Raw genomic sequence first — 22474 nt, 5'->3', positions numbered from 1 at the left:
GGCTGAACTAAGGTACTATTTCAGATCGATAATCGTCGTGGCATCTTAGTCCGGTCGCGATGTAGATTTGGTTTTTTGGGACGACGGAGAGCGCTATGGCCTGGAATGAGCCTGGTGGCGGTAACAATTCAAATAATCAGGACCCATGGGGTTCTGGTGGCAACCGCGGCGGTAATCGCGGGGGCAAGCAAGGACCGCCGGATCTGGATGAGGCACTGCGCAAGTTGCAGGACAGCCTGAACGGCATGTTTGGTGGCAAGAAGCGCGGCGGTGATGACGACGGAGGCAAGCGCAATACGGGCGGTGGCCAGGGTATTCCCAAAGGTATCTGGGGTATTGGCCTGTTGATCCTGTTTGCTTTCTGGTTGTTCAATGCCGTTTATAAGGTGGACCAGCAGGAGCAGGCGATTGTTCTTCGTTTCGGTGAATATCACCGTACCGAAGAGTCAGGCCTGCGTATGTATTTCCCGCCGCTCGAAAAGAAATTCCAGCGTAATGTGACCCAGGTGCGCTCATATGAGCAAACGGGGCAAATGTTGACCGAAGACGAGAATATCGTTCAGGTCCCGTTGACCGTGCAGTATCGCATCTCCAACCTGGAAGATTTCGTGCTCAAGGTGGAAGCTCCGGAAACCAGTTTGCGCCATGCAACCGAAAGCGCCTTGCGTCATGTTGTTGGCTCGACCTCCATGCACCAGGTGTTGACGGAAGGCCGTGAGCAAATGGGAGTGGATATTTCCGAGCGGCTGCAGAGCTACCTGGACACTTATCAGACCGGCATTACCGTGGTGGCCGTCAACGTCGCCAGCGCGCAGGCGCCGACGGAAGTTCAGGATGCCTTTGATGACGTGATTCGTGCCCGTGAAGATGAAGTGCGTGAGCGAAATCAGGCTGAGTCCTATGCCAATGGCGTGATTCCGGAAGCCCGCGGTAATGCCCAGCGCATGCTGGAGGAAGCCAACGGTTATCGCGATGAAGTGATTGCCCGTGCATTGGGTGAAACCAGCCGCTTCAATCAACTGCTGGCCGAATATCAGCAGGCACCCGAGGTCATGCGTGAGCGCTTGTATATCCAGACCATGCAGGATGTCATGCAGAACACCAGCAAGGTCATGATTTCCAATAGCGAAGGCAACAACAATCTGTTGTATCTGCCATTGGATAAATTGATGCAGCAATCCGGTAGTGGCAGCAGTTCAGGCAGCAGTTCTTCTGCGGCCTCTTCGTTGTCCGATGGTTCCGCTCGCGTGCCCGCGCAATTGCAGCAGCGTGATGCACGCTCAAGGGAGTCGCGCTAATGAGTAACAAGACAATCTTCGGGCTGGTCATTGCCCTGGTGGTATTGGTAGTCGGCTGGCAGAGCTTTTTCGTGGTATCACAAACCGAACGGGGCATTGTCCTGCAATTTGGTAAGGTGGTGCGCAACGACATCAATCCCGGCCTGCACTTCAAACTGCCCTTCGTCCAGGAAGCACGCATTTTCGATGGACGTTTGCTGACCCTGGATACCACTACCCAGCGTTATCTGACTCTGGAAAAGAAAGCCTTGATGGTAGATTCCTACGCCAAATGGCGCATCGATGACGTGCAGCGCTTCTATACTGCAACGTCGGGCCTGCGTTCACTGGCTGAAGAACGCCTGTCTCGTCAGCTGGAATCCGGGCTGCGCAATGAAGTCGCGCGGCGTACCCTGAACGAAGTTGTGTCGGGTGAGCGTGATCAGTTGATGGCTGACATTACCAGCTCGCTTAATGAAAATGCACAGCGTGAATTGGGGATCGAGGTCCTGGATGTGCGGGTCAAGGGGATTGATTTGCCGCGTGAGGTCAATCGCAGCGTGTTTGAGCGCATGAGTACCGAGCGTGAGCGTGAGGCGCGCGAGCATCGTGCCCGTGGTCGTGAGATCGGCGAAGGGATTCGCGCTGATGCCGACCGTCAGCGACGGGTTATTCTGGCGGAAGCTTTCCGTGAGTCCGAGGAGATCCGGGGTGACGGCGATGCCCAGTCGGCAGCTATCTATTCCGAAGCCTACAATCAGGACGCGGAGTTCTATTCTTTCTATCGCAGCTTGCAGGCCTATCGCGAAAGCTTTACCAGCAAGGCCGATATCATGGTGCTGGACCCGGACAGCGAATTCTTCCGCTATCTGCGGGGTAGTCAGCGCTGATCTGGCGAGAATCGCTAGCCGGCAATTTGTCGACTAGCGGTTCTGATTGTTCAGAGCCCTGAAAAAAACGTGTTACACTTGCGCAGCCGGGATATCCCGGCTTTTTTGTGACCGGTGGCGCACTGCGCCTGATGGCGGAGGCGTACAGCATGGATTGGCAGAGCTTGCTGACGGCCTTGTGCCTGGTGTTGGTGATCGAAGGGCTGATGCCCTTTCTGGCGCCGGCCCGCTGGAAAGCGATGTTGCTGAGCGTCAGTCAAGTGAGTGACCGCCAATTGCGGATCATCGGCCTGGCCAGCATGCTGACAGGTACCTGCATCCTGTATCTGATTCGCTGACGTGAGCCGGTTTCTCCTGAATTATTGAAGGTTGTGACAATGCCGACAGTTGATCGCTGGCTTTTGCCAGATGGGATCGAAGAGGTGCTGCCTGCCGAGGCGGCGCGTATTGAAGCCGCTCGCCGCCAGCTGCTGGACCTGTTTTCCCGTTGGGGTTACGAGCTGGTGATAACCCCGCATATCGAGTATCTGGAATCACTGTTGACCGGTGCCGGCCACGACCTTGAGCTGCAGACCTTCAAAATGATCGACCAGCTGTCTGGTCGCATGCTCGGGTTGCGAGCAGATATCACTCCCCAGGTGGCGCGGATTGACGCGCATACCCTTGGCCAGCCCGGTCCCTCGCGCCTCTGCTATTGCGGAAGTGTGCTGCACACCCGGCCGCGCCCCTTGTCCACTTCGCGCAGCCTGATCCAGTTGGGTGCCGAGCTCTATGGTGATGCCTCGAGCGCCAGTGATATCGAAGTGTTGACCTTGATGCTGGAAACCCTGACTGCCTGTCGGGTGCCGGATGTTCATCTGGACATCGGGCATGTAGGTATCTACCGCGGCCTGGTCCAGGCCGCGGGTCTGGATGATGACTGTGAGCAAGCACTGTTTGACGCCTTGCAGCGCAAGGCGGTCGATGAGGTGCAGGCACTGGCGTCCCGGGTAGATGCCGTGGGCCTGGGGGCCATGCTGAGTTCGCTGGTTGAATTGTCTGGCGGTGCAGAAGTGCTGGAGCGGGCGCACGCGCTGCTCGATGGCGCGCCGGAGTCGGTTATGGCAGCGCTGGATGATCTGAGTGAAATTGCCCAGACTCTGCGTCGTCGTTATCCGGATATTCCGCTGTATTTCGATCTGGGCGAATTGCGTGGCTATCATTACCACACGGGTATAGTCTTTGCTGCCTATGTTCCGGGGATGGGCCAGAGTATCTCCCAGGGCGGTCGCTATGATGACATTGGTGCCGATTTCGGGCGCGCGCGGCCAGCCACCGGGTTTTCCACCGATTTGCGTCTGCTGGTGGCGCGGGGAGAGGTGGTTGCCGAACAGCGCCGCGGTATCTGGGTTCCCTACAGCGCAGCCAGCGATTTGCAGGACGAAGTGGCGCGCCTGCGAAGTGCCGGCGAGCGTGTGGTTGTGGCGTTACCCGGTCAACTGGATGCGGATGCGTATCAGGCGGGTTGTGATCGCCAGTTGAACCACGTCGATGGCCAATGGCAGATTGGCAAGATTTCCATTTGAACTGGCGGGCCGTGTGGCCCCCCGAACCAACGAGGCAAGAGCTGAACATGGGCAAGAATGTTGTCATCCTGGGCACGCAGTGGGGCGATGAAGGCAAAGGCAAGATCGTTGACCTGCTGACCGATCAGGTCTCGGCAGTGGTGCGGTATCAGGGCGGGCACAATGCCGGGCATACCCTGGTCATTGATGGTGAAAAGACTGTCTTGCACCTGATTCCGTCAGGTATTTTGCGCGAGAATGTTCAGTGCTTTATCGGCAATGGCGTTGTGTTGTCGCCGGAAGCCCTGCTGAAGGAACTGAAAGAGCTGGAAGCGCGAGGTGTCCCGGTGCGTGAGCGCTTGCGCATCAGTCCGGCCTGTCCATTGATCCTGCCCTATCACGTGGCGCTGGATCAGGCGCGTGAGCGTGCCCGTGGCGAAGCCAAGATTGGTACTACCGGCCGCGGTATCGGCCCAGCCTATGAAGATAAAGTGTCTCGGCGCGGTTTGCGCGTTGCTGATTTGTTTCATCGCGAACGTTTTGCTGCCAAATTGGGCGAAGTGCTGGATTATCACAACTTTGCCCTGCAGCATTACTACAAGTCTGAACCGGTCGACTTCCAGAAGACCCTGGATGAAGCACTGGGTTATGCCGATTGGCTGGCACCTTTGATGACCGATGTCACTGCGCGTCTGCATGAGCTGCGTCGGGAAGGTGCCAACCTGATGTTCGAAGGTGCCCAGGGCTCGTTGCTCGACATCGATCACGGTACCTACCCCTACGTGACCAGCTCGAACACCACGGCTGGTGGTACGGCTACCGGGTCGGGTTTTGGCCCCTTGTTCCTGGACTACGTACTGGGTATCACCAAGGCCTACACTACGCGAGTCGGTTCCGGGCCGTTCCCGACCGAGCTGTTTGACGATGTTGGTACGCGTCTGGCCCAGCGAGGGCATGAATTTGGCTCAACCACCGGTCGCGCACGCCGCTGTGGCTGGTTTGATGCCGTTATGCTGCGCCGTGCCATCGAGATCAACAGCATCAGTGGCCTGTGTCTGACCAAGCTGGATGTACTGGATGGCCTGGATGTGATTCGCATCTGTATCGGCTATCGCAATGCCGATGGCGCGGTGATTGAAGCACCTACCGATGCTGACAGCTACATTGGCCTGGAGCCGGTGTACGTGGAAGTGCCCGGCTGGAGTGAAACTACGCTGGGTGCGAAAACGCTGGAAGAGTTGCCGGCCAACGCGCGCGCCTATATTGCCCGGATTGAAGAGCTGGTGGGTGCGCCAATCGACATTATCTCGACCGGGCCTGATCGTCACGAAACCATCGTGCTGCGTCAATTGTATTGAGGTAGTGGGTTGAGTTGCTGAAAAGCGTCCCGCGGGGCGCTTTTTTTGTGACCGCCAGAAATGTCCGCTCTCAAGCGGCTTCAGGTCGGGCAGTGGACGCCTTGTATCGTATTGCAGGCATAAAAAAACCGAGCATAAGCTCGGTTTTTTCAGAATTGGTGCCCAGGAGAAGACTCGAACTTCCACGGGGTTGCCCCCACCAGCACCTGAAGCTGGCGTGTCTACCAATTTCACCACCTGGGCGTCACATGACCAACGGATGCTATGCTAAACCTTGTGGTTTTCGCTGCCAACCGTTGTTGTGTTGACGGCGCGAATAATACGTAGCCATCGGGGGGCTTGTAAAGCCCTGGATGCGAAAAAAGTTTATTTTATTCAACCTGCTGGCGAAATTACTCATCCCTGGCATGGTCGCCATATGCGGCCTGAATGCAGACAGTGCTTCACAAGGGCAGGTGATTCGCGGTTCAATAGACACCTATGACGAAAAAAACTGAAGATAAAGCCTCGGCCTCCCGGTCGAGCCGTTCTGTTGCGGCGGATTCTGCCGCTGCAACGCCTTGGGTCGAGCGTGACCCTGCAGCAGAACGCGAAGCAGAAAAATATGCCAATCCCATCCCCAGCCGTGAACTTATCCTCGAGTTGCTCAAGGAGCGTGGGGCCCCGGCTACGCGCGCCCAGCTGCAGGATGAGCTGGGGGTCACCGGCGAAGATCCGGTCGAAGGCCTGCGCCGTCGGCTGCGCGCCATGGAGCGTGATGGTCAGTTGATCTATACCCGTCGGGGCGCCTATGCACCGGTCGACAAGCTCGACCTGATCAAAGGCCGGGTGCAGGGTCATCGGGATGGTTTCGGCTTCCTGGTGCCGGATGAAGGTGGCGATGACCTGTTCCTCGGTCCGGCACAGATGCGCCTGGTCTTTGATGGTGACCGCGTGTTGGGCCGGGTCACCGGCGTTGATCGTCGCGGACGCAGTGAAGGTGCGATCATTGAAGTGCTTGAGCGCGGGCATGAATTCCTGGTGGGCCGCTTTTACCAGGAAAAAGGGATTGCCTGGGTGGTTGCCGACAACGCCAAAATCAATCATGAGGTCCTGGTGCAGCCGGGTCACGAAGGTGGCGCCGAGCATGGTCAGTTCGTTGAGGTGCGCATCACCGAATGGCCAAGCTTTCATCGCCAGGCCATGGGTGAGGTCGTTGAGGTGGTCGGTGACTACATGGCACCGGGGATGGAGATTGAGGTCGCGCTGCGCAGCTATGACATCCCCAGTGTTTGGCCGGAAGAGGTCATGGCTGAAGCAGACCAGCTGGCTGACTTTGTGCAAGAGCGCGACAAGCAGAAGCGCATTGATTTGCGTCATTTGCCCTTGGTGACCATCGATGGAGCCGATGCCCGCGACTTTGACGACGCGGTCTATTGTGAGCCGCAAAAAGCCAGTGGTTGGCGGTTGTTTTCCGGTGGCTGGAAGCTCTATGTGGCGATCGCCGATGTCAGCCACTATGTGCCACTGAACTCCGAACTGGACAAGGAAGCCGAGCTGCGCGGAACCTCGGTGTACTTCCCCAGCCAGGTGATTCCGATGCTGCCGGAGGCGATTTCCAACGGGCTGTGCTCGCTGAATCCCAAAGTGGACCGTTTGGCCATGGTTTGTGAGATGACCGTGTCGAAAAGTGGCGAGCTGACCGATTACTGTTTCTATGAAGGGGTGATCAACTCGCATGCGCGGCTGACCTACAACCAGGTCTCGGCCATGCTGGAGCACCCGCGCAGCAAGGAAGGCAAGGCGCTGTCGGCTGAATATGCCGAAGTGTTGCCGCATCTGCACAACCTGCATGATCTGTTCAAGGGTTTGCTCAAGGCGCGCAAGCAGCGCGGTGCTATCGAGTTTGAAACCACCGAAACCCAGATTGTCTTTGGTGAAGATCGCAAGATCAGTGAGATTCGTCCGACCACGCGCAATGATGCGCATCGGATGATTGAAGAGTGCATGCTGTGCGCCAACGTGGCGACTGCGCGGTTTATGCAGGAGCACAGCATTCCTTCACTGTATCGGGTGCACGATGCGCCGCAGGCGGAGAAGCTTGAGCGCTTGACCCAGTTCCTTTCGAGCATGGGGCTGTCATTGAACCGCAAGCCCGGTGCCTCGCCGGCGCCGGAAGATTTCAGCGCTCTGTTGCAGAAGATCCAGGGTCGCCCGGATGCCCAGTTGATTCAGACGGTGATGTTGCGCTCTCTCAGTCAGGCGGTGTACAGCCCGCATAATGAAGGGCATTTCGGCCTGAATTACGAAGCCTATACCCACTTTACTTCGCCGATCCGGCGTTACCCGGATCTGTTGGTGCATCGGGCCATTCGCAGCGTCGTGCGTTCACGGCGCAAGACGGATTGTGTTCGGCGTGCGGGTGCCAGCCTGTTGCCGAAAGCAAAAATCTATCCCTATGAAGTGGCAGACCTCGAACGTCTGGGTGAAGACTGTTCGCGCAATGAGCGTCGGGCAGATGAGGCCACGCGCGATGTGGTCAACTGGCTCAAGTGCGAGTTCATGAAAGACCGCGTGGGTGATGATTTCGAAGGCCTGGTTACCTCGGTAACCAGCTTTGGTCTGTTTGTCGAGTTGACCGATATCTATATTGAAGGGCTGGTGCATATCACCGCCTTGCCGGCCGACTACTATCACTTCGATGCCGTACATCACCGGCTCACCGGTGAAGGCTCGGGCCGTCGCTACGGGCTGGGTGATCCGATCCGGGTCAAGGTTGCGCGGGTCGATCTGGATGACCGCAAGATCGATTTCGAAATGTCCGCCGAACAGCCAACCCCCTTGCCGGGGCGTGGTCCTGTGGCTGGAAAGCCGGGGGCAGGCAAAGGCAAACCCAGGTCAACAACCAGCAAGCCCCGTAGTGGCAAGCCAAAAGCGGCGGCGGGAAAAGCGGGCAAGTCAGCCAGGGCGGGCGGCAGTGACAAGCCTGTGACGACAGCGCCCAGGAGCAAGAAGAGCAAGGCTGGGCGACGCCCGCCGGAACCAGGTGCTGCATCCGGTGCGAGCAGTGGTGCTCCGCGCAAGCGCAAGAAACCGCAGGAGTAACGGCGTTCAATGAGTGAGCTGGAAACGGTTTTCGGCCTGCATGCCGTCAAGGCGCTGCTGGAGCGTCACCCCAAGCGGGTCAAGTCCTTGTGGCTACAGCGCGGCCGTCTGGATGAGCGTATGCAGGCGGTTGTCAATCTGGCCGAGCAGGGCGCTATCAGTGTTCAGCGGGTCAGTGTGGACGAGCTGGATCAGCAAAGTGGTGGTGGTGTGCATCAGGGCGTGCTGGCCCAGGTTCTGCCGAGCCAGTTGTGGTCCGAAGATATGCTTGGGCACCTGCTGGATAAACTGGACACCCCGCCCTTGCTGCTGGTGCTGGATGGAGTGACCGATCCGCACAACCTCGGCGCCTGTCTGCGTACGGCGGATGCCGCCGGTGTGCAGGCGGTGATTATCCCCAAGGACAAGTCTGCCGGCCTGACGCCAGTGGTACGCAAGGTGGCCTGTGGTGCTGCTGAGACTGTGCCGCTGGTGGCCGTGACCAACCTGGCGCGCTGCCTGAAAAGCTTGCAGCAGCGCGGCTTGTGGACGGTCGGTACGGCCGGTGAGGCCGAGCAGCTGATTTATCAGATCGATTTCAGGGTGCCCAGTGTGCTGATCATGGGGGCCGAAGGCAGTGGCATGCGACGACTGACTCGCGAGCACTGTGATTATCTGGCGAAACTGCCAATGGCCGGCAGTGTCAGCAGCCTGAATGTCTCGGTCGCTACGGGCATCTGTCTGTTCGAAGCCGTCCGGCAGCGGCAGCCATAGCGCCAGCTACAAGCTGCAAGATGCAAGCGGTCATTCCGAGGCCGCCAGCCGCTTCCTGCTGGTGTGTTTCCGCTTGCTACTGTTGCTGGCTTCCCCTAGAATGTGCGGCCCAATTCTAAGTTCCACTCCTTGCCAGACCATAATTGGGTGGCTGGCTATTACCCGTAAGGAGCTACAATGCGTCATTACGAAATCGTATTTCTGGTTCACCCGGATCAGAGCGAGCAGGTCAGCGCTATGATCGAGCGTTACACCAAGCTCATCGAAGAAGACGGCGGCAAGCTGCACCGTCTGGAAGACTGGGGACGCCGTCAACTGGCTTACCCGATCGACAAGATCCACAAGGCACACTACATCATGCTGAACGTAGAGTGCAGCGCCAAGGCATTGGAAGAGCTGACCGAAAACTTCCGTTACAACGATGCCGTTATCCGTAATCTCGTGATCCGTCGCGATGAAGCCGTTACCGAGCCGTCTGACATGCTGAAAGCTGAAGACACCGGCCGTGGCGAGCGTCGTGAGCGTCGTGAGCGCAGTGATGACGATCGCAACGATAACAGCCGCGACGATGACGACAGCGATAACAACGCTGACGACAACGACGACGAGTAAGTTTTCGCTTTTCCCATCCGAATCAATAAGGAGACGCTGCCATGGCACGTTTTTTCCGTCGCAGAAAGTTCTGCCGTTTTACCGCTGAAGGCGTTAAAGAGATCGATTACAAAGATCTGAACACCCTGAAAGCCTATGTCACCGAAACCGGCAAGATCGTACCCAGCCGGATCACCGGCACCAAGGCCAGATATCAGCGTCAGTTGGCAACCGCGATCAAGCGCGCGCGCTACCTGGCACTGCTGCCCTACACCGACAGCCACGGTCGCTGAGGCGGCTGTACAACAGAACGGGATAGAGCAAACGGATGCGCGGTCTGGCTGAATACATCATGCGCGGCAGCCGGCAGGCCACTCTGGTAGTGGGTGTCTGCGCTGCGGTGCCTTTGTTATTCTGGCTGGCCGCTGCGGCCCTGGCGCTGGTGATATTGCGCCGTGGGCTTCAGGATGCGCTGAGTATCATGATCTGGGGCGGCTTGCCCGCTCTGGTCTGGGCTTTTCTCGGTGACTGGACGCCAGTGCTGGTAATGGCTGGTGCTGCCGGGCTGGCGACCTTGTTGCGGCAACGCAATGATTGGGTGCCGGTCGTACTGGCCAGCGTACCGCTGGGGTTGTTGTTCGGCGCTGTCCTGCTGATGGCGCTGAACGCGCCAATGCAGGCACTGGCCGCCGAAGTGCGCGACATGTTGCCACAGTTGCTGGGTGACATGAGCGAGCTGGACGAAGCGACCATGAGTCGGTTGGACGGTTTGCTGTTGCCGATCCTGGCTGGACTGATCGGCGGCTCGCATGCATTGCTGGCAGTAGTGAGTGTGATGATTGGTCGCTCACTGCAGGCGCGGCTGTACAACCCGGGTGGTTTTCGGACGGAGTTCCACCGTCTGCGCCTGACGCCGCTGGTGGCTGGTGGTTTGCTGCTGCTGTCACTGTTCGGTGCCCAGCTTGGCCAATTGGCCATGGTGGCGCCGATTGCCACCTTGCCGTTGTTTTTGGCAGGTCTGGCACTGGTGCATGGCGTGGCTGGCATCAAGGGTATGGGTGTGGCCTGGTTGGTCATGTTCTACCTGTTGCTGGTGTTGTTTGCCCAGTTTGTTTTTCCGTTGATTCTGTTGTTGGCATTAATTGACAGTCTGTTTGATTTTCGAGGTCGCATGCAGCCGCCACAAGCGCCGCCGCAAGACCCTGATTCGAACGACCAACCCTGATTTAGAGGTCATCGTAATGGAAGTAATCCTGCTCGAGAAAATCGCAAACCTGGGCGGCCTTGGCGACAAGGTATCGGTCAAGGCCGGTTACGCGCGTAATTTCCTGCTCCCCTTCGGCAAGGCCACTGCGGCTACCGAAGACAACGTCGCTGCTTTTGAAGCACGTCGCGCCGAACTGGAAAAACTGGCCGCCGAGAAGAAAGCGGCTGCTGACGCCCGTGCGGAGAAACTGGCTGATCTGACAGTAACTGTCAGCGCCAACGCTGGTGAAGAAGGCAAACTGTTCGGCTCCATCGGTACGCGTGACATCGCCGATGCCGTCACCGCTGCTGGTGTTGCTATCGAGAAAAGCGAAGTGCGCCTGCCGGAAGGCCCACTGCGTACTGTTGGTGAATTCGAGATCACTGTGCACCTGCACACGGATGTTGAAGCCACCGTCAAGCTGGTTGTTGTCGCGGGTTGATACCTGCTGCTCCGGTCACCGCCAGGTGATTTAACCGGGCGCAACCGCTAGACTGTGCAACACGGCGTCTGTCCTCGGGCAGCGCCGTGTTGTCATTTCCGCTGTCAGCACAGGTGTACTCCATGTCACAGCCGTCAACCTTTACTGAAGAGCTGGATCTGCAAGCCAGTTCGCTCAAGGTGCCGCCGCATTCGATTGAGGCGGAACAGGCGGTGTTGGGTGGGGTCATGCTGGACAACATGGCCTGGGAGCGGATTGCCGAGCTGGTCAGTGAGGGGGATTTCTACCGCCACGATCACCGGCTTATTTTTCGTGCGCTGGTCAGTCTGGCCAAGCGCAATCAGCCCTTCGATGTCGTCACACTGGCCGAAGAGCTCGATCGCGAAGGCCTGAGTGAGCAGGTTGGCGGGCTGGCGTATCTGGGCCAGTTGGCCAAGAATACGCCCTCTGCAGCCAACATTACTGCCTATGCGCAGATTATTCGTGAACGGGCCACTCTGCGTCAGTTGATCGGCATCAGTGCGGAAATTACCGATACCGCTTTCAACCCGAAAGGCTTGCAAGCCACCGAAATTCTCGATCAGGCCGAGCAGAAGATTTTTTCGATTGCCGAAAGCAGGCCCAAAGTGGGTGGTCCGGTTGGTGTCAATGATCTGCTGGCCAAGGCGATTGATCGTATTGATACCCTGTTCAACAGTGATGGGGCAATTACCGGCTTGTCGACCGGGTTTACGGATCTGGATGAAATGACCTCAGGCTTGCAGCCTGCCGATCTGGTTATCGTTGCCGGCCGTCCGTCCATGGGCAAAACGACGTTTGCCATGAATCTGGTCGAGAATGCGGTGCTGCGCAGCGAAAAGGGTGTGCTGGTGTTTTCCCTGGAGATGCCCGGTGAATCCCTGATGATGCGTATGCTGTCATCACTGGGTCGCATCGACCAGACCAAGGTGCGCTCAGGTCGGCTGGATGACGATGACTGGCCACGGCTGACCTCGGCGGTGAACTTGTTGAATGACCGCAAGCTGTTCATCGATGACACCGCCGGCCTGTCGCCGATGGAAATGCGCGCGCGCGCGCGCCGTGTGGTGCGTGAGCATGGTGATCTGGCGCTGATCATGATCGACTATCTGCAGTTGATGCGCCTGGGCGGCGGCGGGGCGGAAAACCGCACCAATGAAATCTCCGAAATTTCCCGCTCGCTGAAAGCGCTGGCCAAGGAATTCAATACGCCCGTCGTGGCGCTCTCGCAGCTCAATCGTTCTCTTGAACAGCGACCCAACAAGCGACCGATCAACTCCGATCTGCGGGAATCGGGCGCAATCGAGCAGGATGCCGATGTCATCATGTTCGTTTACCGGGACGAGGTCTACCATCCCGATACCCAAGACAAGGGAATGGCTGAAATCATTATCGGCAAGCAGCGGAACGGGCCTATCGGCACCACGCGGCTGGCCTTTCTCGGCAAATACACCCGTTTCGAGAACCTGGCACCGGGGGCTTACTCCGGTTACGGTGATCTGGAGTAGTCATGTCCCTCAGTATGCCGGCGGCCCGTCCGCTGTTCGATTATCCCAAGTATTGGGCCGAGTGCTTTGGTCCGGCGCCATTCCTGCCAATGAGTCGCGCCGAAATGGACCAGCTGGGTTGGGACAGTTGCGACATCATTATTGTTACCGGCGATGCCTATGTGGATCATCCGTCTTTCGGCATGGCCGTTATCGGACGCCTGCTCGAGGCCCAGGGCTTCCGTGTTGGCATCATCAGTCAGCCGGACTGGCAGAGCAAGGATGCCTTTATGCAGTTGGGCAAGCCGAATCTGTTTTTCGGCGTGGCTGCCGGCAACATGGATTCGATGATCAACCGCTACACTGCCGACCGCAAGGTACGCTCGGACGATGCCTACACCCCGGGTGGCAAGGGCGGTAGCCGGCCTGATCGGGCCAGTCTGGTCTATAGCCAGCGCTGCCGTGAAGCGTGGAAGGATGTGCCGATCATTCTGGGTGGCATTGAAGCTTCACTGCGCCGCATCGCGCACTATGATTACTGGCAAGACAAGGTGCGTCGCTCGATTCTGCTCGATGCGCGTGCCGACCTGCTGCTCTTCGGCAATGCCGAGCGGGCGATTGTGGATGTTGCCCAGCGCCTGAGCCGCGGTGACTCACTGGCCGAGATGACCGACATCCGCGGTACGGCCTTTATCCGCAAGGACAGCCCGGAAGGCTGGTTCGAGCTGGACTCCAGTCGTATCGACCGGCCAGGCAAGGTCGACAAGATCATCAACCCCTATGTGAATACCCAGGATACCGCTGCCTGTGCGGTGGAGCAGTCCAAGGGTGATGCGCAGCAGGAGGCGGGCTCTGACGTGCAGGTGCTGGAACTGTTGCCGCATCCACGTCTGGAGCGAGATCGTACCGTGATCCGCCTGCCGGCCTATGAAAAGGTCAAAGGCGATCCGGTACTCTATGCGCATGCCAATCGGGTATTGCACCTGGAGACCAATCCCGGCAATGCGCGTGCACTGGTGCAGCGGCATGGTGATCAGGAAGTGTGGTTCAATCCGCCACCCATCCCGCTCAGTACCGAAGAGATGGATTATGTGTTTGACCTGCCCTACGCGCGGGTACCCCATCCGACCTACGGCGATGCGCGTATACCTGCCTATGAGATGATCCGCTTTTCGGTGAATATCATGCGCGGCTGTTTCGGCGGCTGCACCTTTTGTTCGATCACCGAACATGAGGGGCGAATTATCCAGAACCGCTCGCATGATTCCATCATCCGCGAGATTGAAGCCATCCGCGATACTGTGCCGGGCTTTACCGGGGTGATTTCCGACCTCGGCGGTCCAACGGCCAACATGTACCGGGTCGCCTGCAAGAGCCGCGAAATAGAAGCATCCTGCCGCAAGCCGTCCTGCGTCTATCCGGGTATCTGCGAGAACCTGGATACTGATCACTCATCCTTGATCGGTCTGTACCGCAAGGCCCGCGAATTACCCGGCGTGAAGAAGATCCTGATTGCCTCCGGTCTGCGTTATGACCTAGCAGTGGAGTCGCCGGAATACGTCAGAGAGCTGGTGACCCACCATGTCGGTGGTTATCTGAAGATTGCGCCAGAGCACACCGAGAACGGTCCGCTGGATAAAATGATGAAGCCGGGTATTGGCAGTTATGACCGCTTCAAGCAGATGTTCGAAAAATACAGCAAGGAAGCGGGCAAGGAACAGTACCTGATCCCCTATTTTATCGCCGCCCACCCCGGGACTACCGACGAGGACATGATGAATCTCGCCCTCTGGCTCAAGCGCAATGGCTTCCGCGCTGACCAGGTACAGGCGTTTTATCCGTCACCCATGGCCAGTGCCACGGCCATGTACCACAGTGGCAAGAATCCACTGCGCAAGGTCAGCTACAAAAGCGAGTCGGTAGATACGGTAAAGGGTGAACGACAGCGTCGTTTGCACAAGGCTTTCCTGCGCTACCATGATCCGAACAATTGGCCGCTGTTGCGTGAGACGCTCAAGGCCATGGGACGCAGTGACCTGATCGGTAATGGCAAGCATCAACTGATTCCGACTTTTCAGCCGGCAATCGACAGTTACCAGAGTGCGCGACGGAAAAACTCCACACCCGCCGGCAGCCCGAAAGCCGGGCGTGTGCTCACCCAGCACACCGGTTTGCCGCCACGGGAAACCGGCAAACGCAAAGCAGGCAAGGGCAAGCCGCGTTCGGGAGCGCGATAGACCGGCAGCTATCAGGCTTATAGGCAGATCCAACTGGTCTCCGTGCGGTGCCGGGCTAAGCTAACAGCAGGATCATGGCTGTTAGCGAGGAAATGCCCGATGTCACTGTCTGCTTTGTTGACCCAGCTGTATGCCGCATATGCATGCGCCTGTGCAGGCTGTCAGCCCAGTGAATCGGAATGGCCGAGACGGGTTCCCAACCAGTAGCTTAATTGCTCCTGCAGTTGCCCGAGGTCTACCGGTTTTGCCATGTGTCCATTCATGCCCGCACGGCTGGCCCTTTCGCGATGTTCCGGCATGATATGCGCGGTCAGGGCGATAATCGGCACGGGTTGACGATGATTGTCCTGCTCCCATTGACGGATATGCTCAGCAGCCGTAAAGCCGTCCATTTCCGGCATTTCGCAATCCATCAGCACCAGGTCGAAATGTGCTTCGCGTAGTCGTTTACAGGCTTCGCGGCCGTTGGCAACGGCTTCGCTGTCCAGCCCGAGCTTGGTCAGCATGCCCCGTATCACCTTGGTGGAAATGGCATTGTCCTCAGCGACCAGAATTGTCGGTCGCTGATTGGTCGGGTGCTGCCCCAGTTGCAATGAATGGGTCTGATTGAGCTGCTGTAAGCGCTGTCGTTCCTGATGCAGCAACCACTCATCTATCAGAGTGGTACGCAAACTGTATCCAGCCACCGGTTTGCTCAATATACGGCTGATGCCGGCATTGCGTGCGACGACCCGGCTGGGAATCTGGCTGATGCCGGTGAGCATGATCAACAGAACGTCCTGCGTCAGCCCCGGGTCATCCTGAATGCGTTTGGCCAACTCCAGTCCGGTCATGCCCGGCATCGACTGATCAATCAACAGCATATCGAAAGGCTGGCCAAGATTGGCCTGGTTGCGCATCAGGGCCAGGGCCTCCTTGCCGCTGGAAGCGCATTGAGCCTGCATTTGCCAGGCACTCAATTGCTGTTGCAGCACTTTGCGGCAGGTGGCGTTGTCATCGACTACGAGCACGTTGCGGGCGCGCAGGCAATCACCCTCATCGGTCGCTGGCGGTCCCTGTTCCAACACCTCCAGTGGCAAGGTAAACCACAGGGTATTTCCTTGCGCGCCCGATTTAATGCCCAATTGACCATGCATCATGTCGATCAGATGGCGGCTGATCAGCAGTGCCAGTTGACCGTCACCTTCAGCCCCCGGCAAGCCGTCCACCCGTGGGGGGCGTTCACCCAGCAGGCGTTGGCGCAAGCTGGTCGAGAGTGCCAGCCCGGTATCCTGAATGGCAAAGCGCAGGCGGGTCTGCGGTTCTGGCTGGCTGTCGTGCTTGAGTGGCTGATCCAGACCCACAACCAGCAGCACCTCGCCACTGTGCGTATGCTGCAAGGCATTATTGAGCAGGCTGGACAGTACCTGGCGAAGACGCGCTGCATCGCCGTTGACGCGCCTTGGAGTATCCGGATGAACAAAACCGATCAATTCAAGCCCCTGGCTTTCCGCTCTGGAGCGGAAGGTATCCAGGCATTCGTTGACCAGGGCATGCAAATCAAAATGCACACTTTCCAGCTGCAGTTCTCCGGCTTCCAGACGGGACATGTCGACGATCTCGTTAAGCAGGGTCAACAGGTCGTTGCCGGAGGCGTGAATGGTTTGTACGTAATCGCGTTGCTTGGTCGACAGGGCGGTGTCCAGGAGCAGTTCGCTCATTCCCAGTACGCCGTTCATCGGAGTTCGGATTTCATGGCTGACACGACTGAGGAACTCTGCCCGGGTGCGGCGCTCAACCAACCGGGTAGCAGCCTGATGCTGCGTACGGGTGCGCGCCTTCAATGCCCGCTGTTGACGCAAATACAGGTGCCAGGCCAGAGCGACCAGGCCGACCCAGAACAACAGGCGGCACAAGGGTTCGGCCTGGTTGCTGTCGATCAGGTGGAAATGCAGCAGGCCACTGCCGACAAGTGCAACGCAGGCGAGCAGACCGGCCAGATTAAACCCTTGTTGCCGCAACCACAGATGGATCAGTAGCGCGATACCAGCCAGCGGCACCAGCAAGGTAATCAATGGCGCCATGCTCCCCAGTACGACCGGCCACGCGGTGATCAACAGGGCGCTGACAAAGAGGGCGAATGCGCCGACATGGAGTAGTCGACGTTCCTGCAGCGGCTCGGGTGTTGGCAGCCAGGCGCGAAAGAGCAAGAGCACCGGCGGTAAGCTGAGCAAATACAGTAAATCGCCGCTTTGGCCGTACAGCCGCGGTAGCTGGGTGGCGACCCAGTCGATATGGCTCATTCCACTCAGCGCCTGAAGCAGTGCAGCGGCGGCGAGCAGCAAATGGAAGGGATCACGACCACTGAAACCCTGCAATAACCCGTGCAGCACCAATGCCAGCGCGAGGCCAACCAGGAGTCCCTCCAGGGCTTGCCGGTTACCATGCAATAGCAAGGCGCTGTCTTGCGGCCAGAAATCCATTTTGGTTTGCTGAGGGTAGGGGTTGTGCAGCCGCAGTAGTAACTGGTCACGCTGACCCAGTGCAGGCAGCGCGAAAACAAAATTGGCATGTGGCTCGGCACGCACAGCCGGAGCCTGGTGAGCCCCGGTCTGATAATGCTCTTCCAGCGTACCGTCAACCATATGGTAGTAGCTGATCGACTGAATGGCCGGGTTGCTCAGATGCAGCCATTGACGGCTTGGCAAGGGGCCACGGACCTTGAGCCAGACAGCGGTCTGTTGTCCGGGAAGCTTGATGCGTCCCGGAGGCAGTGGAATGAAACGATTGGCATAGCGATTGGTCAGCACATCGGCCAGCTCAAGCTCACCCTGGCTGTCAATGAAAACCTGAGGCTGCGGAAGTTCACTGGCGTTTACTGCGGCACCTGGCAGCAGTCCATACAACAGTGACAGCAGACTCGCGAACAACAACCAGCGTACTTGCTTCACGTTCGGTCAGTCCTGTCCATGGGCATATAACAGTAAACCAACAGTATAGCTCAGTGTATTGCCGGCTGTCGTCTGCCGGTGACGCCTGCCGGCAAAGGCTGTCAGGTCAGCTGTTCTGCTCACGCACAATGGCCCGATAACCAATATCCCGGCGGTAGAAACAGCCCTCCCACTGGATGTTGCTGGCCAACGCATAAGCCGCTTGCTGGGCACCGAGAACGCTGTCACCCAGTGCGGTTGCACAGAGCACTCGACCGCCACTGGTAACTACCTGGTCATTTTGCAACGTGGTGCCCGCGTGAAAAACCTTGCCGTCGGCTGCCGTAGCCTGCGTCAGGCCGCTGATCGGGATGCCCTTGGCATAGCTGCCCGGGTAGCCACCGGCTGCCAGTACTACGCCCAGGCTGGGGCGTGGATCCCAATGTGCATTGGCCTGGTCCAGTGAGCCATTCAGCGCGGCCTCGACCAGATCAACCAGACTGGACTGCAGGCGCAGCATGATTGGCTGGGTTTCCGGATCACCAAAACGACAGTTGAACTCGATAACCCGGGGGGCGCCAGCCTTGTCGATCATCAACCCGGCGTAGAGAAATCCGGTATAGACATTGCCTTCGGCAGCCATGCCCTTGACGGTCGGCCAGATCACTTCGTCCATGATTCGCTGGTGTACAGCAGGGGTAACCACCGGGGCTGGTGAATAGGCACCCATACCGCCGGTATTCGGCCCGGTATCCGCGTCACCAACGCGCTTGTGATCCTGGCTGGTGGCCATGGCAAGTACATGTTCACCGTCTACCATGACGATAAAGCTGGCTTCTTCTCCGTCGAGAAACTCTTCGATAACCACGCGCGAGCCAGCTTCGCCAAAGGCATTGCCCGCGAGCATATCGCGGACGGCGTCTTCCGCCTCTGCCAGCGTCATGGCGACGATTACACCCTTGCCGGCGGCGAGACCATCAGCCTTGATCACTATCGGCGCGCATTTTTCACGCAAATAGGCCAGTGCCGGTTCGATTTCGGTAAAGTTGCCGTATTCGGCAGTGGGTATGCTGTGCCGGGCGAGGAAGTCCTTGGTGAAAGCCTTGGAGCCTTCCAGTTGCGCGGCGGCTGCCGTCGGACCGAAGCAGGGCAGGTTGGCCGCGCGGAAACGGTCGACCACTCCGGCAACCAGGGGTGCCTCCGGACCGACAATGGTCAGCGCGACATGGTTGTCACGGGCAAAATCAACCAGTCGATCCAGTTCAAGAACATCAATCGCGACGTTTTCGCACTTCAGTTCCAGTGCCGTACCAGCATTGCCGGGGGCGACAAACACCTGCTCGACACGGGCATCCTGCGCCACTTTCCAGGCCAGCGCATGCTCACGTCCGCCACTGCCGATAATCAATACATTCATTCAAGCCACCTGCCCTGATTGGATAGACGTTATTGGCTGTCAGCCTTGAGCCTTCAGCGGTTTTTAGTGCCGGAAATGCCGCATCCCGGTAAACACCATCGACATGCCCGCTTCATTGGCTGCATCGATCACTTCCTGGTCGCGCATCGAGCCACCGGGTTGAATGACCGCACTGATACCGTTGGCTGCGGCATTGTCGATGCCATCGCGGAACGGGAAGAAGGCATCGGAGGCCATGACAGCGCCAGCGACCTGCAGGCCGGCGTGCTCTGCCTTGATTGCGGCGATGCGCGCCGAGTTGACCCGGCTCATCTGGCCGGCACCGACACCAATGGTCTGGCGCTGCTTGGCATAGACGATGGCATTGGATTTGACGAATTTGGCCACCTTCCAGGCGAAAATCAGGTCATGCATTTCCTGTTCGCTTGGCGCGCGCTGGGTGACGACCTTGAGCTCCGCCTCGGTGATCATGCCGATATCGCGGCTCTGAACCAGCAGGCCGCCATTGACGCGTTTGAAGTCCCAGTCGGCCTGAGGCGCTGCGCCCCATTGACCGGTTTCAAGCAGGCGCACATTGGCTTTGGTGGCAACCACGTCGCGGGCTGCAGGGGTGATGCTGGGGGCAATGATGACTTCGACGAACTGGCGTTCAACAATCGCCCGGGCTGTGTCGGCATCCAGTTCGCGGTTGAAGGCAATGATGCCGCCGAATGCCGATTCGCTGTCGGTGGCATAGGCCAGTTCGTAGGCCTGGCGAATACCACCGTCGGCCTCGGGGACTACGGCAACCCCACAGGGATTGGCATGTTTGACGATCACGCAGGCCGGCTTGCTGAAGCTCTTGACGCATTCCAGGGCGGCATCGGTATCAGCCACATTGTTGTACGACAAGGCTTTACCCTGCAGTTGAATCGCGGTCGCAATGCAGGCATCGGCCGGGGCGGCTTCCTTGTAGAACGCTGCCGCCTGGTGCGGGTTCTCACCGTAGCGCATGTCCTGCGCCTTGATGAACTGGCTGTTGAAGGTGCGTGGAAAGGCAGCGCGATCGTCGGTGCTCAAGCTGTCACGGGTCTGGTCGATGGTGCCAAGGTAATTGGCGATCATGCCGTCATAGGCTGCGGTGTGCTCGAAGGCCTTGAGGGCGAGGTCGAAGCGTTCGGCATAGCTCAGGCCGCCGGCCTTGAGACTGGCCAGAATGCTGCTGTAGTCATTGGCATTGACCACTATGGCAACATCTTTATGGTTTTTCGCTGCGCTGCGTACCATGGTTGGGCCACCGATATCGATATTTTCGATCGCATCCGGCAGGCTGCAACCCGGCTTGGCCACGGTGGCTGCGAAGGGGTACAGGTTGACCACCACCATGTCGATCGGCTGAATACCATGCTCTTGCATGATCGGACCATCCTGGTCACGCCGGCCAAGAATGCCGCCGTGAATTTTCGGGTGCAGGGTTTTCACCCGACCATCCATCATTTCCGGGAAGCCGGTGTAGTCGGCCACTTCAACGGCATTGATGCCTTGCTCACGCAGTAACTTGAAGGTGCCGCCAGTCGAGAGGATTTCCACTCCCTGGCTGGTCAGTTCACGGGCAAAATCTACGATACCGGTTTTGTCTGACACGCTGATCAGCGCGCGACGTACCGGCAGGCGGGTAGTTTGGTCGGTCATCTTGGGTCCCGGGTTGGTTTTCAGGTCGTGACTATTCGTCTGTTTATTCGCTGATGGCTGGAGGCTTGACGCTGGAAGGCCATGATCACCCTGGGTTCCAGTGTCCGTGGCCTGGTATTGCCACTTGTACCGTTGGCATTTTCAGCCTTGCGCCGCAGGCGCCAACTTTCAGAGCAGGCCGTATTGTTTGAGCTTCTTGCGCAGGGTGCCGCGGTTGAGGCCGAGTACTTCGGAGGCGCGGGTCTGGTTGCCCTTGACGTAGTCCATCACGCTTTCCAGTAGTGGAGCTTCCACTTCGGAAAGCACCATGTTGTAGACATCGGTCACGTCCTGGCCGTCGAGGTGATTGAAATAATTGTGTAGTGCCTGTTCCACGCTATCCCGCAGGGTGGCGTTGGGAGTCAGGTTGGAGCTATGGGCGCCAAGGGATTCCGGGCTGGGTTCGGTGGTATCACTCACGGGTAGGGTTCCGTTAGTCTGGAAAGTATTCAGAAGCGTCATGCCGCCAGGCCTCCTTCCATTACGCGGGCAAAAAAGCCATTGATGCCTTGTTGTTGTTCCTTGGGGCACTCAATGCGATTGAAAATCTTGCGAAAAGGTTCGGCGCCGGGCAGGGTTTTCAGGTACCAGCCGACGTGCTTGCGGGCGATGCGCACGCCTTGCAGGTCACCATAAAAGGTATGCAGGGCGCGGATATGCCCGAGCATAATGTCGCGCTGGCTGGCCATGTCCGGCTCTGCCAGCTGCTCACCATGGCTCAGGTAATGGGCAATTTGCCCGAGCAGCCAGGGTCGGCCCTGAGCGGCACGACCGATCATTACGGCATCGGCGCCCGTGTAATCGAGTACCTGACGGGCTTTTGCCGGGCTGTCGATGTCGCCATTGGCGAACAGGGGAATACTGATCTGCTGACGAATGTCGGCGATGGTGTCGTACTCTGCCACGCCATTGAAAAGGTCGGCTTTGGTTCTGCCATGCACGGCGAGTGCCTGGATACCGCTGTCTTCTGCAATGCGTGCAATGCGAGGGGCATTGCGCTGCTCGCGGTCCCATCCGGTGCGGATTTTCAGGGTGACCGGGATGTCGACGGCAGCGACGACGGCCGCCAGAATCTGTCCGACCAGTTGTTCATCGCGCAGCAATGCCGAGCCAGCCGCCTTGTTGCAGACCTTCTTCGCGGGACAACCCATATTGATATCAATGATCTGGGCGCCAAGTTGCTGATTCATGCGTGCCGCTTCAGCCATCATTGCCGGATCACCGCCGGCAATCTGCACTGAGCGCGGTGCTGCCTCGCTGTCATGTGCCAGGCGCTGGCGGGATTTGCGGCTGCCCCATAGGCGCACGTCGCTGGTAACCATTTCCGATACAACCAGCCCGGCGCCCTGTTCCCGGCACAGTTGCCGGAAAGGACGATCGGTTATGCCGGCCATAGGCGCCAGAATGACCGGATTGGCGAGCTGGTAAGGGCCGATACTGATCACTGCATGTCCATCCCTGTGGTTGCCAGTCGTCAAGGCCACAGTCGTTAATGGCCGCTGGTAAGGGCC

General features: G+C 58.4%; 18 protein-coding genes and 1 tRNA gene. 13 read left to right on the top strand and 6 right to left on the bottom strand.

Annotation, left to right across the window (positions count from 1 at the left end; all coding sequences use genetic code 11):
- Positions 1-95: 95 nt before the first annotated feature.
- The 5 genes from hflK to BLU07_RS11495 all read left to right on the top strand — a co-directional run bounded on the left by hflK (position 96) and on the right by BLU07_RS11495 (position 5069).
- On the top strand, positions 96-1298 hold the full coding sequence (gene hflK / locus BLU07_RS11515) for an FtsH protease activity modulator HflK (protein ID WP_092387088.1): 1203 nt from the start codon (positions 96-98) through the stop codon (positions 1296-1298).
- Positions 1298-2167: a protease modulator HflC gene (gene hflC, locus BLU07_RS11510; RefSeq protein WP_092387086.1), complete on the top strand. Its 870-nt coding sequence runs from the start codon at positions 1298-1300 to the stop codon at positions 2165-2167. The genes hflK and hflC overlap by 1 nt, the downstream gene beginning before the upstream one ends.
- A gap of 149 nt (positions 2168-2316) precedes the next feature.
- On the top strand, positions 2317-2505 hold the full coding sequence (locus BLU07_RS11505) for a DUF2065 domain-containing protein (protein ID WP_092389796.1): 189 nt from the start codon (positions 2317-2319) through the stop codon (positions 2503-2505).
- A 39-nt stretch (positions 2506-2544) separates the two neighbouring features.
- Positions 2545-3732 (top strand): ATP phosphoribosyltransferase regulatory subunit, encoded by a 1188-nt coding sequence (locus tag BLU07_RS11500; protein ID WP_092387084.1) that lies wholly within the window; start codon positions 2545-2547, stop codon positions 3730-3732.
- Between the two features lie 47 nt (positions 3733-3779).
- On the top strand, positions 3780-5069 hold the full coding sequence (locus BLU07_RS11495; RefSeq protein ID WP_092387082.1) for an adenylosuccinate synthase: 1290 nt from the start codon (positions 3780-3782) through the stop codon (positions 5067-5069).
- Positions 5070-5225: 156 nt separating this feature from the next.
- On the opposite strand, the gene BLU07_RS11490 is transcribed toward BLU07_RS11495, so the two are convergent.
- A tRNA-Leu gene (locus tag BLU07_RS11490) sits at positions 5226-5312 on the bottom strand.
- A 237-nt stretch (positions 5313-5549) separates the two neighbouring features.
- Here BLU07_RS11490 and rnr point away from each other — a divergent pair.
- The 8 genes from rnr (at position 5550) to BLU07_RS11450 (ending at position 14927) form a co-directional block, all read left to right on the top strand.
- Entirely contained in the window at positions 5550-8153 is a 2604-nt protein-coding gene (gene rnr, locus BLU07_RS11485; protein ID WP_092387080.1) for a ribonuclease R, read from the top strand.
- Positions 8154-8162: 9 nt separating this feature from the next.
- On the top strand, positions 8163-8906 hold the full coding sequence (rlmB, locus tag BLU07_RS11480) for a 23S rRNA (guanosine(2251)-2'-O)-methyltransferase RlmB (protein WP_092387078.1): 744 nt from the start codon (positions 8163-8165) through the stop codon (positions 8904-8906).
- A 177-nt stretch (positions 8907-9083) separates the two neighbouring features.
- Positions 9084-9518: a 30S ribosomal protein S6 gene (gene rpsF, locus BLU07_RS11475; RefSeq protein WP_092387076.1), complete on the top strand. Its 435-nt coding sequence runs from the start codon at positions 9084-9086 to the stop codon at positions 9516-9518.
- 41 nt (positions 9519-9559) lie between these two features.
- Positions 9560-9790, top strand: coding sequence for a 30S ribosomal protein S18 (gene rpsR, locus BLU07_RS11470; protein WP_092387074.1), 231 nt, complete (start codon positions 9560-9562; stop codon positions 9788-9790).
- A gap of 35 nt (positions 9791-9825) precedes the next feature.
- Positions 9826-10722: a hypothetical protein gene (locus BLU07_RS11465; protein WP_092387072.1), complete on the top strand. Its 897-nt coding sequence runs from the start codon at positions 9826-9828 to the stop codon at positions 10720-10722.
- Positions 10723-10738: 16 nt separating this feature from the next.
- On the top strand, positions 10739-11185 hold the full coding sequence (gene rplI / locus BLU07_RS11460) for a 50S ribosomal protein L9 (protein ID WP_092387061.1): 447 nt from the start codon (positions 10739-10741) through the stop codon (positions 11183-11185).
- A gap of 122 nt (positions 11186-11307) precedes the next feature.
- Positions 11308-12711, top strand: coding sequence for a replicative DNA helicase (gene dnaB, locus BLU07_RS11455; RefSeq protein ID WP_092387059.1), 1404 nt, complete (start codon positions 11308-11310; stop codon positions 12709-12711).
- Positions 12712-12725: 14 nt separating this feature from the next.
- Positions 12726-14927, top strand: coding sequence for a YgiQ family radical SAM protein (locus BLU07_RS11450; protein ID WP_092389794.1), 2202 nt, complete (start codon positions 12726-12728; stop codon positions 14925-14927).
- Positions 14928-15088: 161 nt separating this feature from the next.
- On the opposite strand, the gene BLU07_RS11445 is transcribed toward BLU07_RS11450, so the two are convergent.
- From BLU07_RS11445 to dusB, 5 genes are all read right to left on the bottom strand, one after another.
- Complete coding sequence (locus BLU07_RS11445) at positions 15089-17857, bottom strand: response regulator (RefSeq protein WP_092387057.1); 2769 nt, start codon at positions 17855-17857, stop codon at positions 15089-15091.
- A gap of 106 nt (positions 17858-17963) precedes the next feature.
- Positions 17964-19253 carry a phosphoribosylamine--glycine ligase gene (gene purD / locus BLU07_RS11440; RefSeq protein ID WP_092387055.1) on the bottom strand — a complete coding sequence of 430 codons (1290 nt, stop codon included), beginning with the start codon at positions 19251-19253 and terminating at the stop codon, positions 17964-17966.
- A 63-nt stretch (positions 19254-19316) separates the two neighbouring features.
- Entirely contained in the window at positions 19317-20924 is a 1608-nt protein-coding gene (gene purH, locus BLU07_RS11435) for a bifunctional phosphoribosylaminoimidazolecarboxamide formyltransferase/IMP cyclohydrolase (RefSeq protein ID WP_092387052.1), read from the bottom strand.
- A 168-nt stretch (positions 20925-21092) separates the two neighbouring features.
- Positions 21093-21425, bottom strand: a complete 333-nt coding sequence (gene fis / locus BLU07_RS11430; protein ID WP_092387045.1) for a DNA-binding transcriptional regulator Fis — start codon at positions 21423-21425, stop codon at positions 21093-21095.
- On the bottom strand, positions 21422-22357 hold the full coding sequence (gene dusB / locus BLU07_RS11425; protein WP_172830141.1) for a tRNA dihydrouridine synthase DusB: 936 nt from the start codon (positions 22355-22357) through the stop codon (positions 21422-21424). Before dusB ends, fis begins: the two co-directional genes overlap by 4 nt.
- Positions 22358-22474: the final 117 nt, after the last annotated feature.

Source organism: Halopseudomonas salegens (assembly GCF_900105655.1).
In the GTDB taxonomy this organism is placed as follows: Bacteria; Pseudomonadota; Gammaproteobacteria; order Pseudomonadales; family Pseudomonadaceae; genus Halopseudomonas; species Halopseudomonas salegens.
The sequence above is the reverse complement of the archived record's forward strand: the minus strand, read 5'-3'. Positions and strand labels throughout refer to the sequence as shown.

Bases quoted from the DNA above. Each gene is read 5' to 3' on its own strand.
- purD (WP_092387055.1), bottom strand. From the start codon at position 19,253: ATGAATGTATTGATTATCGGCAGTGGCGGACGTGAGCATGCGCTGGCC.
- BLU07_RS11500 (WP_092387084.1), top strand. From the start codon at position 2,545: ATGCCGACAGTTGATCGCTGGCTTTTGCCAGATGGGATCGAAGAGGTG.
- rlmB (WP_092387078.1), top strand. From the start codon at position 8,163: ATGAGTGAGCTGGAAACGGTTTTCGGCCTGCATGCCGTCAAGGCGCTG.
- hflK (WP_092387088.1), top strand. From the start codon at position 96: ATGGCCTGGAATGAGCCTGGTGGCGGTAACAATTCAAATAATCAGGAC.
- rpsR (WP_092387074.1), top strand. From the start codon at position 9,560: ATGGCACGTTTTTTCCGTCGCAGAAAGTTCTGCCGTTTTACCGCTGAA.
- rnr (WP_092387080.1), top strand. From the start codon at position 5,550: ATGACGAAAAAAACTGAAGATAAAGCCTCGGCCTCCCGGTCGAGCCGT.
- BLU07_RS11505 (WP_092389796.1), top strand. From the start codon at position 2,317: ATGGATTGGCAGAGCTTGCTGACGGCCTTGTGCCTGGTGTTGGTGATC.
- fis (WP_092387045.1), bottom strand. From the start codon at position 21,425: ATGACGCTTCTGAATACTTTCCAGACTAACGGAACCCTACCCGTGAGT.
- rplI (WP_092387061.1), top strand. From the start codon at position 10,739: ATGGAAGTAATCCTGCTCGAGAAAATCGCAAACCTGGGCGGCCTTGGC.
- dusB (WP_172830141.1), bottom strand. From the start codon at position 22,357: ATGGCCGGCATAACCGATCGTCCTTTCCGGCAACTGTGCCGGGAACAG.
- BLU07_RS11450 (WP_092389794.1), top strand. From the start codon at position 12,726: ATGCCGGCGGCCCGTCCGCTGTTCGATTATCCCAAGTATTGGGCCGAG.
- purH (WP_092387052.1), bottom strand. From the start codon at position 20,924: ATGACCGACCAAACTACCCGCCTGCCGGTACGTCGCGCGCTGATCAGC.
- BLU07_RS11495 (WP_092387082.1), top strand. From the start codon at position 3,780: ATGGGCAAGAATGTTGTCATCCTGGGCACGCAGTGGGGCGATGAAGGC.
- BLU07_RS11465 (WP_092387072.1), top strand. From the start codon at position 9,826: ATGCGCGGTCTGGCTGAATACATCATGCGCGGCAGCCGGCAGGCCACT.
- dnaB (WP_092387059.1), top strand. From the start codon at position 11,308: ATGTCACAGCCGTCAACCTTTACTGAAGAGCTGGATCTGCAAGCCAGT.
- rpsF (WP_092387076.1), top strand. From the start codon at position 9,084: ATGCGTCATTACGAAATCGTATTTCTGGTTCACCCGGATCAGAGCGAG.
- hflC (WP_092387086.1), top strand. From the start codon at position 1,298: ATGAGTAACAAGACAATCTTCGGGCTGGTCATTGCCCTGGTGGTATTG.